The following is an 18516-nucleotide window of genomic DNA, read 5'->3' as shown; positions in this document are numbered from 1 at the left end:
GAGGATCGTCAACCACCCCAGGTTACAGTCATCAGCATATCCTCGAACTCTGCGGTGTCGAAAAACAGCACGATCTCACCCGTTGGGCCTGCGGGTAACGGAACCGTCGCCAACTGACCAACCGCCAGATCGCCCAGTTCCGGACGGCGGGTCAATGTGTCCTGAACCACACCTCCGTCGCTGGTATCAGAACGATCAGACACCGTGATTGTTGCCGGAGCAGCATCCAGACTGCTTTCAGCAAAAAGATCGCACCGTTTGAGCGTCGTGAGGCGACCAGCCGACCAATAGGGATAGTGCTCGGGTCGGAGTGTCAGCCGCAGCTCGTGACGCCCACCCGCAGCGGGTGTTTCGCGGCGGAAGCGTGCCCATTCTGTCGGGAACTCGTGCCGCAGTGAGAATAGCCGCACATTGCCCACAGTCCCGTCTGCCGCGATATCGGCTTTCAGATGATCAACCGCCGCATTACGCACGGGTCCACCGCCATCCCGCGCAGTGTAGCGCAGGTGCAAGACGACGTCCGAGATCGTGTCATAGTCGAACTGCTGCGGATCGCCTTGCGTTGGGTCCGCCGGCAGCTCTAGCCGCCACTCGCTGACTGCGCCCACATTTTCGAATGGTAAATAGCGATCATCAGGCATGCCCTCGAACTGACCGGTTTCCATTTGCGCCGCACTGAACACATTGCTTTCGGCGCTGTGAATATCGGCGAAACGGTCGTCTTCGGGGCCCGTGCGAACGTAGCCATCCCCGATGTCCGGTCGCTGCCGGATGCTGCTCTTGAGATGCACAAGTTTCGCATGGGTCCCGATATAGGGCCCGGAAACACAGGGCAGGCTGAGCGCAACACTCTTGATCCGGCGGAAGTAATGGCCCGGCCCATCCAGATCGAACTGCGCCTCGGGGATTTTGAAGGTACACCGACCCGTGCGTCGTAGGTTGACCAGGGCCAGTGGATCGATTTGCAGCAGGCTGACATGTTTGGTCAGCTCGTATTCGTTGCGGTTGTGTTCATGATACGCAAGCTCCATCCGCTTGACGTCCAGCAGCAGCGCTTCGCCGGAAAGAAGCCCCTTGCGACCGCCATCCCAATAGTTGAACTGCACCAGAGTTTTCTGATCCAGCTCGGGCCGCATCAGTTCGGCTTTCATGGTCTGCTCGGCACGCCGCGCAGTATCGAAGGCAAAGCGGTAGTACTCGTAATACAGCTTTGACAACTCGCCTTGCAGCCAGCCATAGAGCTCTTCGTTGGTGTATTTGTCCCGCAAGAAATCGCGGGTCTGCTCTGTTAGACGGATTGCCTTCTTCAAGTTCAGGTATTCGCGATGCTGCGCCTGTTCCGCGATCAACGATGTCAGAATCTGACGCCCGATCTGCATCACATCATGGGCCGCCAGATTGTGCTGCAATATCCATTCATCGGCGCGACGTTCATAGGCGGCAGTGCGGGCCGCCATCCCGGCCTGATCACGGTTCCAGTCCGCGATCATCCCGGAAACATCCCCCGCGATCCGCATGACCGAGGACAGCACGGTTCCCACCTTAAAATCGATGGTGCCGCCGAGACCCCAATAGTGCAGATCAAGTTTCGGGTCGGGGATCGGGGTAAGCGTTGCCGAGATCGAGTGGAATACCGATTTGGCCAGCGTTGTGTCCCGGGCTATTGGAAGCAGGATGTTAAGTTCTTCATTCTCTTTTTTCGACAGGTGAAGGTCTCCGTCCCCGGTTTGGCCTGACGTCTGCGCGCCATCGCCATCGCCCGGACGCTCAAGATCGGGAAACTCCAGCCGCTGAACCGGCACGTCATATTGCGCAACAAGTGCTTCGTAGGCTTCGTCGAAATTGGCCTTTGTCAGGGTCTGACGGGTCAACTCAAGGGTCTCGGGCGCATTTGGATCAGCTTCCTGACCCAGCAGGCGCTTGTAATAGTTCAATCGCTCAAGCGCCGCGCCACGACTGCCTATCAGCGCTTGCGTCGCTGCCTCGGTGTTTTTCCATTGAAGGTAACGAAGATCGACCTGCAGTTTCTGCAAGCTGACTTCGTGACCTTGCCGCAACAGGGCCAGTGCCTCGGCGTCGCGTTTTTCCAAGGCGGTCAGCAAGGCCGACCCGATATTGCGGACCTCTCCGGCCAATTCCGCCGCCTTCTCGATCAACACGCGCGAGCGGACGGGGCTGACCGGTTGATTCAAACCCGAAACGACAGAGCCGATATCCAGCCCAGCCGCCGCCGCCTTGACCAGCATTCCGGGATCGATCGGCGGGTCGAACAGGGCAAGCGGACGAACCTGCCCTTCGATATCCATACAGTTGCGGATTTTGAACAGCCGGTCGGCAACCGTATCCCAATAACCCAGCAGCTTTTCATTATGCGGGATGCAGAAATACAACGTGCGGGCCATACCGAATAACGGCGCAGCGCTGTCGCTGGTGCCCGCACCTGTTGGCGTTGTGAAATTGAAGGGGAACGCGCCTTCAAGCTCGACCAGTGCATTGCCCATCGGATCAAGCCCTTGCGCCCGAAGCTGCGCAAAGGTGCGTGGCGTGGTTGTTCCACCCGCAGGTGAACGCTGCGGCTTGTCGCCCAGCAAGTTCGAGGCGAGCACATAGATCTGCAGCGCTTCCATGATGGCTTCGCGCGTGAATTGCTGGAACAGGTTGTCACCCCAGGCAATCAGATTGTCGAGGTACTTCATCACCACGTGCATCATGAATGAAATCGTCCGTGTGCGCGCGACTGCAAAGGGCTGAAACGGGGTGTTTCGCACCGCTTCATACCCATTTAGGATCGCTTCTTTCTCGGCCAGCTCCGCGTCGGTGCATTCGTCGTTTGGTTTGCTGAGCAGGGTCAACAACGTATCGATGGATTGGGCTTCGCCCTCGCGAAAGGCAAGGAAACGCCAATAGCGTGTGGGCACCGGTACATCGGGGTCATTCTCGGTCGGATCGAAAATCAGATGGAACCAGCGTTGCGCTTCGGCGAAACGTTGGGTCTTGGACAAGTGCACCGCAATGGTCAGCGGCACATGGAACATCAGTTCCCAATTGTAGTTGGCATAAGGCCCACCCATCCGCGTGTCGATTTCCTTCGGGAACGAATGGATGTCGATCTTGTCGGTTTCCTGTGGGGAATAGAGGGAATTGAAGAATGACTTGCGCAAGCTTTTGTGAAACTCCGGGGACAACATCCCGGGCACACCCTGTATGTTCAGACGCTCGATCAACTCCGACACGAAGGGGTGGAAGAAGTTTTCAAACGTGTAGTCCCAGTGTTTTTCATAGCTTATAAGCTTGATCTTCTGGGGGCCGAAAATGTCCTGATCAAGCAGGTGATGATAGCCGTAAGTGCTGATCTTGCTGGTATCCATGATCAAAGTCCTTTCCGGATCAAGTGCGACGCATGCGGACGGTGCTGCCCATCGGGCCGATGTCGCGGTCGCCAAAGCGGACCGTGCCACCGGTGCCCAGCGCTGTATGGACAAAGGCGTCTTCGGTCACGAATGCACGAAGAGTGCTCAGGTCGGCGCTGCCAAAGCCGGGGATTGCAGTCACCCGTTCAATCCGGTCGGGCTGCTCGGCAAGCGGCTCGAATGCCAGCACCATGGTATCGATTGTCGGGTCAACTTCGGCCACGCGGCCAAAATCAAGCCAGGTCACAACTTCGACGATCCGCTGCTTCGTGGACACGTAGAACACATGTCGCGGGTCGGCATAGAAGAACGGCGACTCCCAGGCTTCTCCATTGGTCGGGTGATGCGGCTGTGTGGCCTGATCGGGCGCCTTATTGGACAGCAACCGATGCGTGATCCCGTCATTGGAATAGATCGCTGTAAGGCGGTTTGACCCGGTCGACGTAATACGTTTCGGCAAGAAATGCGGCGCCTTCTTGGGTGAGCGCGTATCGGGTGTGCTAAACGTGTTGTACATAAAGAACGAAACGCCCAGCCAATCCTTGTACGAGATCGATATCCGCATCCCGTTGGTCCATGGGAATGAAGACAGGCGGATGCCTTTACGGAAATTGCGCATCTCTCGGGCTGGCACGTTTTCGCGCAGCAACAGGGGCTCATCAGGATCCGAACTGCGCGGCGGTTGCCACACGCCATCCACCCGTTCGGTCCAGTTCAGCATGACCTTGACGTCAAAGGTGGGTTCATCAACATCCATCAACGATGACGCCTCAACCTCGGCCAGCGGTCCTGATCCGGCATTGGGTGTTCCCCGCGCCGTGTTTTCAGGCATCATCTTGATCCAGAACAGGAACAGACGATTGTTCCAGACCAGCGGCATAACCGGATTATCCTCGATATCCAGCGGGATTTTCTCCCACGCGCTCCACGAGCCGTAGGCACGGGTTCGGTGGTAATAACTGCGCTTGGCCCCGGCGGTGCGCCCGATAACATGCAACACGTCGTCTGCAGCACCGGGATCGCCTTCGATCTGGTAGAGACCGCATACTTCCAGTTTGGCGACCTCTTCCAGTTTCTGCAGATACCCGATCAGCGAGGTGGCTGCGCGTTCCTCGGTGATGTCACCCTGCAGCAATTCACTCATCGCCTCGCGGAAGAAGGGTGACTGGTCGTCGCGCAATTCCGGCTCCATCCAGTTTTCAGGGTACAGGAAGATTTTCCGGTTTGCCTCCCACACGCGGTAACGCTTCATCCACTCCCAATGCTTGGACCGAAGGCTGGATGCAGCCACACGGGGTTCAAGGTTCATCAGGCAGCGCTCGGTAAAGATCTGTACCGAGGACAATGCGTGACGAACCCGCGAAGTGAGCATGCACGGCTCCATCTGCACGTCCATCAGGAAGTATTCGAACAACTTTTCGGGCGTGTTGATATGCGCCGCATCCGGACGCCCGCGCAGATCGTGCAGGATATGCGCCACCAATGCATCACGCTGGCGCTTGCGCAGGCGGTCATTGATCGGTTGCAGGATTTTGAGCCAGTCATCCGGGCTGTAACGCGCACGAAGGGCGGCGCGGAAATTCCGCACAATGGGTCCGGTTGGGGCGGGTGTTGCGGCAGCGATAAGCGCTGTCGCCGGAATCCCAAGTGCCGTCAGCCATTCGGCGATGTCATGAAGCCGCTCCAGAACGGCCAGATCGCCAATATCGGCTGGGGTGAGTCCGAAATGTACCAACAGGGCGGCGATATCCACGGGATCCCAGCGCGTGACTTGGAACAACTCAGCCTCGGCGTCGGCTATGGCGAATGCTGGATTCTCGGCTATCGAGACCAGCCGGGCATTTTCAGGGTCATAAGCCGCCTTTAATCGCGCCATGCGCAGGTGTGCCGTTAGCACCCCCATCAGCGCGGCGGAGGTCGGATCATCAGGTGTGCCGGTGACGGGCAGGCTGTTTGGCCAGGCCGCACCCGCAATCTGCAAATCGCCATGTGTCGTCAGGTGCAAGACCTCAGCGACGTCAAGTTTCAGCGTTTCGGACAACCTGGCAATGCGGCGCGTGCGCAGGTAGGCCGCGCCCAGATGCGATACCGGATCAGCCGGGTAGAGATGCGAAGCGCCGATGACCTCAGTTCCTCGGCCCGGTGCACTCCAACGCAACGCCAGACGGTCGGTCACATTGGCCACGCCCAGCGCGATTTCGACCAAAGTGCCTGCGCGAAGCTCGATCGCGTTGGTGTTTGACCATATGCCGCCCGCCTCGGTCAGAGGAACAGGTTCGCCTGCGATGCTGAGTGTCACGGTCGCGCCCGCATCAGCTTCGACAGCAATGTTGAAGAATCCGTTTTCAGGCGCTTCCAGATATCCCCGTAACCGGATCGAAATCGAAGAACCTGGTGTGGTTTGATTGTCTGGCAGCACTGTTCCAGTGGAGGCAAAATCAATCGCGCCAGATATGGTTTCGACCCGCGCAGGCGGTGCAGTGTGGGCCGGACCATCGCTGATTTCAGCACTCAGACCCCCGGATTCGAGCATCAGGGCATCCTCAAGCGCGGAGCTGGCCGGATCAGTCGCCGCATGCAGAACCTCGGCCTTTTCGAACAGGACGGCTGCCAGATCAGCCTCAACTTCGATCGCGGTACCCAGAAGCTGCAGCGCCACCTGGCGTTTCCGTCTTGAGATCAGCTGCGGCAGGATTCCTTCAAGCAGGGCACGATAGGCATCGGCCTTTGACGCAATTGAGCTGCGGTATGCGTCGTGAAGCGGAAGCAGCTCGGGGAAGCGGGTGAAAAATGGCTGTGATTGTGCCTCGCTTGCGTTGAATAAAGCGTCAATTGCTGGCGCGAAGGCAGCAGGTGTCCCGGCAACGGCCTGCAGGGCATCTCTGACAGTGGTCGACATGAGCCCGTTGAAAACCAGAACTTTGCGGAAATCGTCATAAGCGATTTGATCGGGCGCCTCGGCCAGGATCACCGGCTCTAGCGCAGGGGCAGAATGGTCATAGGTAACCTCGGCCGAGGATGTGGCCTCCAGATATCCGAAGAACTGCTCGGTCGCTTCGGCCCCATAGACCAGAGCCATGTGGGACCGGGCAATACCGCCATCGGGATCGTCCACCAGAACAAAGTCATTGGTGATCGCCGCAAACCCTGCACGCAGATCGCGTGCCAGGGTCGTGATGTTTTCTGCGGGCGGTGTCGTCTGGCCACTTGGGTCATGGTTCAACAGCAGCGCCAGCGCTGTTTCCAGCGACAGGCCTAGCTCGGACAGGCGATGCACCAGATCGATAACCGTCAGCAGAGCGGGTGCAGTGGCGTCTTGCGGGCCATAGGGGTCAAGACCGGTGGCTTGAAGCAAACGCTCCAATCCCGGCACGCTTTGCTCAAGCGCGCGCGCCAACCAGCCGCGACGGTAGATTGCGCTGACCGTCTCGATGGTCAGGGGTGTCGTGTCATCGAACCCCAAAACAGCGACGATCCGGTTAAATTCCGGACCCGTCAATGAAAAGGCCGCGCGCAAGGTTTCAACCTCGGGCAGCAACAGGGTCGCAGGGTCTGTAAGCACACCGCCAAAACCGTCCTCGGCAAAGGCGGGGTTTTCGCGAGCAGGCCGCTGGAACATTTCACGGAATAGCGCGGCGGTTCCATTGGTGCTGATTGGTCCAAAGAGGGCCAGGATCGGGCGCAGCGCGTCCTCGGGCCTTAGCTCCAGCGCATCAAGGGCCGACATGGCGATGCCCAACTGTGGCAGGAGCTCGGCAAAGCCGGCATCCATGCGAGCCAGGTCTACCTGCGCGTCGGCGCCGCCCGGCATCTGGTTCGTCGGATAAAGCGCCGAGATGATAGCATCCGTGTCGGCAATGCTAAGCTCCAGAACACGCCACAGGCGGACGAACCGGTTAATCCGGATAAAGTCATTCCATTCAAGGCGGTTGGACAGCGGATCAGGGTCTGGGTGACGCAGTTCAAGCGCGCTTAGGTCGCACATATCCGACGGGTCTTGCGGATTTGTAAGCACGATCAGACCCATGATCCGGTCGAAAGTAGTGTCATCAAGCAACCATGCCTCGATATCACCGCCAAAGCGTTCAGGCTCGACCCCTGCCGCCATCCGGCTTTGTAGTTCTGCGAAGTTGATCGCGCCGTCCCGGAAGGCCCGGATATCGTCGAAGCCCAGGCCAAGATGCTCAAGCTTCGGGATCAGCGCGGCTCCGGGGTTCACGAACTCGGTCTTTAGGATGTTCACGAGATCAACCGGCGTGATCTCGGTGCGGCGGCACAGGTCGCGCACGCTTTCCAAGCCATCACGCACTTCGGCTGCGCTGGTACCCGCATCAAAACCATAAAGCGAACGCACTGTCAGATCGGGTCGCGCTGACCCGGCAACCGACACGCTTTCGGTCAGGACGGCGTTGAGACCGCGCGAGATGTTCAAGCGCTGCAGCCAGATGTCGCGCCATCCGTACGGTGCATCGTCCAGCGCGTCTGACGAACGCAAGTCGGCCATAACCCGATGTAAAGGCGCGTCGAAACGATTGAACAGGGCCTTCAGTGCCTCCAACGAACGGTCAAACGGCAATGGGGTGGGGAACTGGGCGGTGGCCAGCGTGGCATAGGCGGCATCGCGTACAAATTGAGGGCTGACCAGCAACTCTTCAGGCGGTGTTTGACCATCGGTCGAATGACCCTGATATCCACCCAAAGACATGCCGTTGACAACGAAATGCTCCAGCACCTCGTTCACCAAGTCTATGTATGGCACAGGCGTCAGAGTGTTTTCGCAAGTCAGAGGCAGGTGTTGAATATCAGGCCGCCGATCAAGCAACACATCAAGTGGATTGGTGAAGCCGTTCGGAATCTCGGTCGCGGGGCGATCGAGAAACAGCAGAAGATCGACAAGATAGGCTGCGGGGCTGAGGACTGACCGGCAATGCTCGCATCCGCAATAATCCATCGAACCGAAAAGCTCTTCTAGTGTGGAGTATGCGAGCACATCGCCAAAATTGTCCGACCCGCCCGGGGCAGGGTTCAAAAACCCGTCAGCAGCGCCCACGCTGGGGCCGATCGCTGGCATCATCCGGTGAGTCATATAAGCGGTGGCCAGATTCAGAACCGCCCCATGAACCTGTTCGGCCTTGCGGTAGATCTGCATCGCGACGGCCTCGTTCAAAACGGCCTTGTGGGCGCGCAGGAACTCATCTTGTGGCAGCGCCACGACCGCATAGGCCGAATCCAACCCTGCAGCCAGCATGGCATTCATACTGCTGTCGTCGGGCGAGATCTGATAGACCCGCTGAATGCGTGAGATTTCGCGCACCACTTCTGGCGGTTCGTCCAGCGCATTTTTTGCAATAAAGCGCGCAACGGGCTGCTGACCTATCTGGAAGGTATCGGCATGTTTTGCGAGGAAACCATGCACGTTATTCGACAGCCCTGTATCGACCAATGGCGTCTCCTGCGCCCGGACCATTTCCGCAACAACCGCAGTCGGGAAAGACAGCCGCACCTGAGCGGCCATGACTTCTGCATAGTTGGCGCGTCTTTCGGCGGCATCCCGGCCCTGAACTGCCTCTGGCACGGGGTCGGTATTATCCATGATCGCGGCCCAGGCATCGGCTTTATGAAAACCCGCCTTCACTAGGCCTCCCAACGTACCGTCCGCATCGCCATCGGTGTCACGATGCAAGCGTTCGACCAGCTTGGAGTTGTTGAGCGTTAGATAGGCAAGCTTGCCATCGGTCTGCAAACGGGCCGCTTTGTCCTGACCCAACTTACCCTCTACCTCGGTCCAGAATGTATCGAGATCATCACCATGCGCCGCATGGAGCGCGGCAAAAGTTTCACGCTCGTCATCCCGCGTCAGCGAAAGTGCAAGCAAAGGCTGCATTCCGGCCAAAGCCCCGGGAGGTGGCGTATCCAGCCGCACGCGCGCGGAGACTTCGGTAAATCGGGCAAGGGAGGCATCTATCTGATCCGCCAGTTTGGCGTCGATCAATCCTTCATCCAGCGCGGATTTCCAGATTTGCGCCACTTTAGCAGGGGGCGTGCGGAAAACCGCGGTGTCATCGGCGGGAACACCTGCACGTAAAAGCGCATAGAACAGGCCAGAGTCGATGCGTTGACCACGCCGTCCAGCGGTCTTGTCAGACAACTGCTGGGATAGCGACGCCAGTGCCACGGCGCGCGCGTCCCAACCTGTTTTATTGGCCAGATATGTGATGTCCTGACGGGTGTCGCTTTCTTCAAGTTTCGACAAAGCACCGTTGAACTGACCAGAGAGCGCCTTGGTCAGTGTGGCGTGTTCTGACGACAGTTTTGCAGCACTTTCAGCAGGCAGAACCACGGAAAGCTCGGAATCCGGTCCGGCGTCATATTCCACCGCCGAAGCGGCAACCACATCGTCATTCAAACGCACCTGCACCTGAAGGTCTGGTGCATCCTTGCCGCGCTTGGTGATCTGATCTCCGGTAAACACAATCTCGAAGGCACCGCGTTTACCGGTTGTAGCCTTCCCCAGTTCAAAGTCGCCGCCGACACCTTTGTCGACAACAACAACAGCAAGGCCATCAACAGCCGCACTTTGCGCACTTATGACGCGACCGCTGACACGGTAGGTGCCAAAATCCGTCGGTGTGTCCAGTCGAGCGACCAGATCGTTAATCACAGCCGCCGTCCTTTTATCGACACTGCCGGTCGGGGACAGATCGGCCTCTTTCTGAACCAGGCGAACGGCTTCAGTGGTGCCTTTTCCGTAGGTCGGTGTGCGGCCATCCTTTTCGCGCGACACGATATCGGCCAGCGCTCGGCGCGCGCTGATATCATTGGCCAGCAGCAAGCCTTCACGCAGCAGTGCCAGCAAAGCGGATTGCAGATCGCCCACCGTAGCGCGGCGCATTCTGGGCTTTAGCGGATGCGTAACTTTGGTCATGAGGAGGTACCCTTTCTGACAACTGCGTTCACCATTTCAAATGGCCTTTGATGCCCTGGCCTTGCAGGATCGACATCGTGCCTGCCGCGCCCAGGCCAAGGTATCCAGCGGACCGTCGGAAGAAGCCGCCAACGCCGCCCTGACGATGGCCTGCATCGATTTCGTCCACCCAAAAATCGGCCGCTTCGCGTGCGGCGGTTTTTTCGCCTTTGATTGCGGAGCGAGCTTCGGTTCCGGCCAGTGCAATTGAGCCGAAAGCTGCGAGCCCGGCGGCAAGGACCGATCCAGCACCACCACCCGTGACGAGCTTGCCCGACACCGAGACCACGTTGAGAGTGCCCGAGGCTGTGCCCTCGACCACATTTGCGGTGCCCACGCCGGTCTCGCCTTCGGCGATTTGCGTGATCCCTGTGCCAACCTGAATGCCGCTGGCCGCCATACCGATCACCATGAGCCCACGGCCCATGACCCCTAGGATGGCGCGGCCGCCGGACAGGGTCTGCGACACTGCCTTGCTACCCCGCATTGCTTTGGCGAGCTTGGAAATTGAGGTGATTTTGCCTTGCTTGTTCACCATGTTCATGGTGTCGACTTTTTGCACCATCGACGCAGTGTCAGGCGCAGCGCCCGGGCGGTAGACTTGCACGGTGCCCTTTATCATGCCGGTATTGGTGTCGAATGAGGTCAACATTCCGTTTCCCTGTTTCGGGATCTCGATCAGCGTCCAATTGCCGTTGCCATGCGCCACCAGGTGAGACCGGACTCCGGCGACCTTCACACCCTGGGCATGGGTGGTGTTGACGTCTGCAAAGGAAACCATGGCAGTGGGCGGGTGCGTGTGTGCGATAGCCGTCGTTCCCTTTGGAATCGAGACCTCGGGCTTGGTGGCCGTGCCCTTCAATATCTTGAACGTGTTGTTCTCTTTGATAAGGGCGAACTCCTGCACGCTGCCTTCGGTGTTCCTGACCTGAGTCGCCAGCGCATCAAGCGTCTCAAGACCCTTCTGCAACGATGCAACTTCAAGGCCTCCGTTGGGCACAGTGGGCGGCGCAGTGCCCTCGGGATCGTTGAGCGTTACCGGGTTGTTATAGGCATAGGCATAAAGGTTCAGCCCGCCTTCAATTCCGATGGGATCGGCGCTGATCCATCGGCCGAGCCAAGGGGCGGCATAGCGGGCACCATGATGGTTAAGCCCGGTTTCGGCATCCCGCTCCATCGCGGTATATCGAAAACGTTTCGGACCTAGGCCAGCGGTGGCAACGCCTTGATAGGTGGTACTGCCAAAGGGGCTGTATTCCTCGTAAGACAGAACATTGCCGTTCTCGTCCAGTTCGATCCCCACACTGCCCACATGGTTACTGTGCTGATAACGAATGACGCGGCTGACCGCACCACCGGCGATCGTCGTCTCAACCAATGCAATACGGCCAGCTTCGTCCCCCACATGCAGGGTCTCTCGGGTCCGCGGGTTTGCACCCGGTTCGCGGATAATGTCGAACCCGCCCAGCGAGATCGTCTCGCGACGGATGGCTCCTGCAGCGGTTTCTGTCACTTTTCGGATGCGGGTCCCGTCAGATGCGTAAACAAAGAATGTGCGGTCCCCCTGATGGGCAAGGCCGTCCGTATCACCCGGTCCAACTGCCTGACGGCGACACATACGCAGCTGGTTGTCGTGATCCCATTCAATCTGATCGAGGTGGGAAAGCCGCAACATGTTACCCATCGCGTCATAGCCATCGCCGCCCTGACTGATGATATCATTCAAGGCACCGACCGATGTTTGACTTAAGCGGTTCGAGGATACCCCCGCGGCCAGATCGCTGTCCTCGCCATAGGTGTAGGTCCGCGTCCAACCGGGCGCCACGGGATCAGAGCCCCGGTGGCGCATCTCAATCAAGTTGCCCGCAATGTCATAGTGAAAACGCTCAAGATAACGGCCAAGGGCGAAACCATCACTGCGGTGTGGCAGCCGGGTTCGCGCGGCATCGTTATAGCTGTGGGCACCGGGTGCGCCGCCTTGCTGGCCCAGATGTTCGCGGCCCGTCGCCTCGATCAAACGATGCAGGGCATCAAACGTATAGTCGTTAGAAGCATCAACACGGCGATTGCGGAAAAAGATCTGCTGTTGCGCGCTGTCGCGGATGTGGGTCACGTGGCCAGACACATCGTAGATCATGTGCTGCGCCTGCAAGTGGCATCCTGGCCAGCCTGCAACTGGCGGTGTCGGACAGTCCGAGCCAAATCCGATTGCATCGCGCCGGGTGATGATGCGTTCGGTGAGACGGGTCAACGGATCATGTAGGATTTCTGTTTCAACCGCGTTGCCATAGGTGATGCGTTCGCGGTCGCCCCAAGGGTTGTATGCAATGCCTGTGACCACGGCATGATCCGCAGTGGCGGGATCCAATAAAGTGTCAGGTGCCGCGGGTCGTGCGTGCCAGGTGTCCACCCGATCAAGCCGCGAGGACGGGTTATAGCGGTACTGCACAACCTGGATGCGCGCGCCCGGCCCTTGCGGTTGCAGCGGCACCAGTTGAACCGGACGGTCCAGCGCGTCATAGCGGGTTTGCCCTGCGAAAATCTCGGGCTCAGTCGCCACGGGTGCGGCCCAATCGAGCGTGGTGCGAAACTCCTGCGCCAGTTGCCGCTGGCTGCGGATTGGGTTGCCTTTGAAATCATGGGCCAGAATTTCCATCGTGCCGGATTGGTCGCGGCTGATCGCGATGCGTTTGCGGCGGTTCAGGGCTTCGGGTGTCGGCAGCGATTCTCCGTAGACCGTTTCATCGATCCGCAGCTCAGGAACCGCATTGATGCTTAGATGAGTGGCGATGGGTCGGCGCAATACATCGAATTCGTGGCGCAGCCGGTGGTCGCGCGCATCCCACGTAAACGCCGTTTCGCCATTTACATCCGATAGCCGCCAACGGGTACCGCCCTCCATACTGTCGGTCCGAATGGCGGTGCTGAGCATGTCGAAAGCGGTACGCTGAACCTCGCGCCCAAGCTCATCCCAGGTTCGGCGCGTATTGCCTTCGATATCGATTTCGGTCGCAACGCGGTGGAATGTCTCGGTCGGTAGGGTGCCCGGGGCCGTGTTGCTGTAGAGCGTGCGGTTCGTGGTGAGGCGCGCGATCAGCGCACCACGGGTATCTGCCAAAGCCCGCATCGGTGTGTCATCATAAAGCGCCGATTTCGATGCAGCCTCAGTGGCGCGCTCCCGGTCTTCGGGATCGGGGAAACGGGTCGCCAACGCCTGCGCTTGCGCCGGATCAGTGCGCAGCGCGTGCCAAGTGGGTAAATAGGCAGCCTGCGGCAACCTGCGGAAATGGTCGCCAAGATCGTGGTCTTGGGCGGGATCCGAAATCAGTACAGTATCGCCCGGGTCCCATGTCGTCTGGTCCCAAACAGAAAACCGGTGTTTGCTCCATGTATGATCGGGATTCAAAATCCCGATCTCTCTGCCCAATGCGTCGTAGAAGAAAATTGGGCTTACACCGATGCGGATGTCGGACTCATAGGTCGGGCGATCTGTGAAGAACGGTTCGAACTGTCGAACAATATTGCCTTTGTTGTTGCGCACTTGCCAGCCGGTACCGACCCAGCGTTGTGACTGCGATGCGGACATAACCGGCCGACCATCAGGTCCCAGCAGGATGCTCCCCGAGCCATCACGCGTTGGGACCGGACCGTCTTCGGCCTGAATCTTGCGTTGAATTTCCTGCCCCATCCCATCTGTAAAGGTAATTTCGGCCAGGAACGGGGTGGCTTGACCCGGCAAAAGATCACTGTCGTGAACCTCTCGATGCAGGGAAAGACCGATGACGGGTGATGGGACAGGATCCCCACGAGAGTGATAATAGGCCCAGGGATCATAAACATAACGCATTGTCGCGCGTCCAAGTGCTGCCAGAGCTTCAGGTCCACGCGGATCGTTCAGCACTTGGGTGCGTGCTGCAGGCACCAGTGTCGGATCAAAGCCATCCAGCCTGTCACCTTCGTCGGGCCCATCGACCTTGCCCATTCGGGCCATGCCGGTCACGCGGCCATAGGCGTCAAAGACCACCTCGCTGCGATTGCCGTTCTCATCGGTCAATACCGAGGCTTGCAAAACGCGATAATCCTGTCGGCGTTCGGTGATTGCGCCAGCTGGACCGGTCGAGCGTACCCCTGCCGACATGCGATTGCCCAATGCGTCCTGCGTTTCCTCGATCAGCAGGTCGAAAGCGTCATAGCGGGCTGTTGTTTCCGTATGTGTCGCAGGCTGATGGAACGGGTCCCGCAGGCGATGTGGTCGAAAAAAATGTTGACGTGCAAATGCCAGCTCTTGCGCGGGCGTATCACCGCTTGAGGGCGACAAAAGCTGACGGTCCGATGGGCGCCACCACTGGCCGTCGCCGTCAATCTCGGTGTATCCCGCCTGCGCCATCTCGGCCGCACCAACGCGGCCTCCATAAACCTGCGTGACAAGACCCGGCGTGAAGGCCAGTTGGAAGCTTTGATGGAGAAGCCCCAAACTGCCCATCTGGCCAAGCGGCAGTGGGCCGGTCAGCGTATCATCCCTGAAGTACTGACGGCGGTGTTCGATCAGACGACGCTGCACCTGACCCGCGGTTGGGGTAGCTTCATAAGCAAGATCGGCTGCAGCGTTCGCCTCTGTCTCGATCTCATCAAAGGACAAACGCGTACCCGGCGCTGGGCTTAAGCCGGTAAGCTCAAAGCTTTGTTCTTCACATGACACCGGGGCGCGGTAGGTTTGATCTGTCGCGATCAGGTCCGTGACGCGCCGCGTGTGTAATACCGCATGTAACTGCGCCTGACGCGCCTGATCTTCAGGCGTCAGCGTCGGATCAGGTGTTTGCCGGCCATACATGACATCGACGCGGCGCAGTTCAGTCGCAAACGGGTCAACCTCCAGTATGACCTGATGCTGAAGGCGTGGGTCATCGGGGATCCGCTCATAATGCGCGGTTAGACTTTCCCGGGCATGGGTCAGAAACACGGCATGACGGTTGGGTCCACGGGATTGCAGAAGATGCACAGTCCGCGTTTGCTCGACCACCTGATAGGGGTGACCGTTGGGATAGCCGGGCTTCGCCCTGCCATCGAGCGCATAGGTTTCACGCCGAAGCACCGTGCCGCGAAGCGCGCGCGCAGCCTCGCGTGTTTCTTCGGTTGTCAATCCGGGTGGCAACACCGTGTCGGGCAAAAGCCGCCGTCGCGCTTCAACATCGTCGTCACGCCAAGCGGGTGCGCGCCAGTATTCCCCACGATCCTGCCCATCAAGAAGACCAGCCAAGACATCGGGCAGACTACCTTGGTCGAGATACACGCCGGTATGAAACCATGTTCTGGTCAGTACGGGCGGAACATGAGATGCCGGGTCTTCGTTTGATGCCAGTGGCCCCAGCGCATCTGACGAGAGCGTCGCAAATTCCTCGGTGTCCCATTGTTCGACCATGCCGAACCCGCGAAACTCGCGCTCGACCCCGTCGAAATGACCATGGTGAAAGGCAAAGCGAGATACGAACCGGGTTTGCGCCACACGATCATGTGTGACGATGCGATCAACCACCTGCACCGGGAACGGCAGGCGCGTGGCCCAAGGGCGGCCTTCATAAAGGTCCTGCAGGTAAAACCGCGACGACGAGGCATAGCGCAATTCGGTCTCGCCACCGAAATTGTTGACATATCGGGTCATGAGGTGCGGTTTTTGTCCGCCCATCAGATCGACGTAACGCAGAGGCTGACCTGCGTCGCGGGACAAAGTAGAGGACCACACAAGACAGGCGGTGCCCGTTCCAAATAGATCGAGCAGATCGACCGAAGTTTCGGTATCAAGCGGCGGCACATTCCCTAGGCGTCGGCGCGGTGCAAGCCGGTTGCCAGACATGTTGAAATAGAGGTCGATACCTTCTGCACCCAGATAGACAATGTCGGTGGTGCCCGAGCCGTCGATATCCGTCAGGCGCAGGCGGCTGCGGTCGAACATTTCGGGGCGATCAAATTGTGGCGCGTCGTCCATCGCCACTTTGGTGCCGAAACGCCCATATCCGCAATTGGGCCAATAGGCGACTTCACCACAGCGGATACGAACCAGATCAGACAATCCGTCGCCGGACATATCCGCCAGAAAAATTGCAGCCTCAGGATCGGAAAACACAAGTCGGGGTCCGTCAGTGTCGTTCCATGGCTGCGCTTGCCTGCGCGCGGGGCCAAACCCGGCCTCGCCTTCAGAGGGGTGCCAGACAAAAGCGGTGTCCTCGGTCAGAAGAATGTCTGCAAGGCCATCGCCTGTCAGGTCAACCATCTTCATGCTGTCATTGGACGCATCTACATGTGGCCAATATTCAAACGCGCGGAAGTCGGACCAACCTGATTGCGCGTCGCGCTCATGGAACCCCGGGGTTGTCCGGTCCATTACCACCAGATCCGGGCGACCATCCCCAGCAAGGTCCATCCATTGGCCTGACTCAGCAAATACAGGCCGCTCGGCAACCAGCACGGGGGCCGCAAAGCGCGCCGTGCCGTTCATTGGCCCAAGGTTGCGAGTGTAATGCCAGGCACCCGGGGTCGAGGTCAGAATTCCACCAACACCGTCACCGTCCAAATCAACCCAGTTTGCCGGATCGGTAAGTCCGGCCGGAGCACCTTCGGTCTGCCCGCGGTCAAGGCGGTGCACAATATCGTTCACCTCGGCCCGGCTATATGTGAATTCCACGGGCGGAATCGCCTGACGCCGATAGGCAAGGAACGTGGCTCCGTTCACATCGCGCGGTGCAACAGTATCGTCCAGAGCGAAGCCCGACTGCGCGACCGCCATGAGGAATGAGCCATAGCGCGTACTGCCGGGGTGCTGACGCTCGTCATCAGTGTCAGCACCGGGAGGCGTGAAATCGTCATAGGAAAACTCAGTTGCCTTCACGAGACCGCGATAGCCCGGTTCGCCCGTCGGCAAGTCGGGGATATCATGAAAGGTCAGAATTCGATGGCAGCGGCGATAGCGCCGAACCTCAAAGCCCGCGCGGTAGCTTGATGTGGGGTCCGGGCGCACTTGCCAATTTCGGCCGGGATCAGCGGATGCATGGACAAGCTCATGCTGTGCATCCGTCGCCACGTTGGGATCAGGTGCGATTGGCAACAGGTGGTCTTCGCCATAATCGAATACGACCGTGAACAGCCATCCACCTGCATTCACATCCGGATCAACCAAACGAGAGACTCGATTGCCGTAGCGGATGCGTTTCAGGTACCGCTCGGTTGTGCGGGACCGATTGGCTTCGTGCGCCTGCGCCTGATCGATTCCAACTGCGTCTTCGGCGACATGCTCGTATCGGATGGCGTTGCCTTTGTCGTCAAAGGTCTCGGACAACAACCAGCGAAATACACGGGCGGGGTCGTTCGGGTCTGCCACCCTTGATAGGCCTGACGCGCCATAGATCGAAGTGACGTTTTCGCGCGACGTGACACGCCAATGCGCAATACCCGTCGCCTCGTCTGTCCAACGCTCAATGCGGGCAAAAGTGCTTTCGATCCGTGGGCGGAACCTGTGGATGGTCACACCTGGAAACCGCCCGCGATCCTCCCATTGTGCCCCCTGAGAATCGAGCAGCGGCACCAGATCTTCAGACCCCGAAATCAGGAAGACATCCGATCCGGCGGCATCGTCGTATTGGGGCAGGCCTTTTTCCGTTTTGCGTGTGATCTCGGGCAGCGAAAGTGACCATCCAAAGCCGAATATGCCGCTGCTGGTGCCAGCCTCATAGCTCAGTTGCAACTCTGGTGTGAAACCACCACGCCCAGGGCTGACAGGAACCGGAATCGTCAAGGACGCAGACCCGGTCACCGGGTTCGAGGTAATCTTTTCACCAATACCAGAAATCGCGCCACCGCCTTTCGGCAGATTAAGCGACAGCACATCTTTGTTGGCGCCATTGTCACCTGAAATGGCGGATGCTTCCGACCTTTGAGGTCGGGAAATGGCAGTGGAGCCTAACATTCGGCCACCATAAATTCGTCATAAAAATATCAGCGCCACAGGGGTGCTTTACGTAGGGTAAGCAATCGGAAACCGCTGGGTCAATGCAATCAGATGGGATCGGCGATTGTCTGCCATACCGTTCTGGTTGTGTTGTTAAGCACAAGCTCGCAAGCCTTGGACAAGGCTACGAAGTTTCATTGCGC

The 18516-nt window shown here is 58.8% G+C and carries 3 protein-coding genes; all 3 read right to left on the bottom strand.

Annotated features, from left to right (window positions below):
• Positions 1 to 8: 8 nt before the first annotated feature.
• From I5192_RS16485 to I5192_RS16475, 3 genes are read right to left on the bottom strand one after another with little or no spacing between them, the layout of a single operon-like run.
• Complete coding sequence (locus I5192_RS16485; protein WP_223117317.1) at positions 9 to 3368, bottom strand: hypothetical protein; 3360 nt, start codon at positions 3366 to 3368, stop codon at positions 9 to 11.
• 19 nt (positions 3369 to 3387) lie between these two features.
• Positions 3388 to 10335, bottom strand: coding sequence for a neuraminidase-like domain-containing protein (locus I5192_RS16480; protein ID WP_223117316.1), 6948 nt, complete (start codon positions 10333 to 10335; stop codon positions 3388 to 3390).
• A 28-nt stretch (positions 10336 to 10363) separates the two neighbouring features.
• Positions 10364 to 18331 carry a SpvB/TcaC N-terminal domain-containing protein gene (locus tag I5192_RS16475; RefSeq protein WP_223117315.1) on the bottom strand — a complete coding sequence of 2656 codons (7968 nt, stop codon included), beginning with the start codon at positions 18329 to 18331 and terminating at the stop codon, positions 10364 to 10366.
• Positions 18332 to 18516: the final 185 nt, after the last annotated feature.

The organism is Ruegeria sp. SCSIO 43209 (genome assembly GCF_019904295.1).
Taxonomy (GTDB): Bacteria; Pseudomonadota; Alphaproteobacteria; order Rhodobacterales; family Rhodobacteraceae; genus Ruegeria.
Note: the sequence above shows the minus strand (reverse complement) of the source record. Positions and strands in the feature narration are given on the sequence as shown.